The 1,228-nt window shown below is 70.8% G+C and carries 1 protein-coding gene; it reads left to right on the top strand.

The annotated features are described in order from the left end of the window. Positions 1–61 precede the first annotated feature (61 nt). Positions 62–1,228 (top strand): acyltransferase domain-containing protein (locus JK363_RS41260; protein ID WP_307822115.1); only part of this gene is annotated, 1,167 nt, incomplete at its 3' end.

Below are 1,228 nucleotides of genomic sequence, written 5' to 3'. Positions count from 1 at the left end.
CACCGCACTGGCCGAGGGCAGGCAGGCAGCGGGTGTTCTGGCGGGTTCCGTCGCCACCGGATTGTTAGGTTTCCTGTTCTCGGGCCAGGGGTCGCAGCGGCTGGGCATGGGGCGTGGGCTGGCTGACCGGTTCCCGGTCTTCGCCGAGGCGTTGGACGAGGCGCTGGGCCAGTTTGATCCGCAGGTGCGCGAGGTGCTGTTCGGTGAGGACGCCGATGCCCTGAACGAGACCGGGGTGACCCAGCCCGCGCTGTTCGCGGTCGAGGTCGCGCTGTTCCGCCTGCTGGAGTCGTCGGGAGTCCGGCCCGATGTGCTGGCGGGACACTCGATCGGCGAGTTGGCCGCCGCGCACGTGGCGGGTGTGTGGTCGTTGGCTGATGCGGCAAAGGTGGTGTCGGCGCGGGGTGCGCTGATGCAGGCGCTTCCGTCGGGTGGCGCGATGGTGGCGATCCAGGCGACCGAGGCCGAGGTCGCGCCCGCTCTGCCGGAGAGCGTGAGCATTGCCGCGGTGAACGGGCCGATGTCGGTGGTTGTCTCCGGTGTCGCCGCCGACGTGGAGGCCGTTGCCGAGCGGTGGCGTGAGGCGGGTCGGAAGGTGAGCCGGCTGCGCGTCAGTCACGCGTTCCACTCGCCGCTGATGGACCCGATGTTGGACGAGTTCCGCCGGGTGCTGGAAGGCGTGTCCTACGAGGCGCCTGAGATTCCCATCGCGTCGACGCTGACGGGGCAGTTGGCCACCGCCGACGAACTCGCCTCGCCGGAGTACTGGGTGCGGCATGTGCGGGAGTCGGTGCGGTTCGCCGACGCCGTGAGCACGTTGCGGGACGAGGGCGTGACCACGTTCGTTGAGGTTGGGCCGGGTGGGACGCTGTCGGCACTGGGGCAGGAGACCGCGCCCGACGCCGGGTTCGTGCCGGTGCTGCGGACCGACCGCCCGGAGGAGTCGGCGCTGACCGCTGCGATAGCGGAAGCGCATGCGCGGGGCGCCCACGTGGACTGGGTCGCCTACTTCGAGGGCAGCGGGGCTCGGCGGGTCGATCTGCCGACGTACGCGTTCCAGCGCGAGCGCTTCTGGCTGGACGTGCTGCCGTTGGTCGGTGATGTCTCGGCGGCCGGGCTCGGTGCGGCAGAGCACCCGTTGCTGGGTGCGACTGTCGCGGTGGGCGACACGGATGGTGTGCTGCTGACCGGCCGGTTGTCGGTTCAGAGCCACCCGTGGCTGGCTGAT

This window comes from Streptomyces coffeae (genome assembly GCF_016741875.1).
GTDB lineage: Bacteria > Actinomycetota > Actinomycetes > Streptomycetales > Streptomycetaceae > Streptomyces > Streptomyces coffeae.
This window is presented reverse-complemented; position numbering and strand designations above follow the sequence as displayed.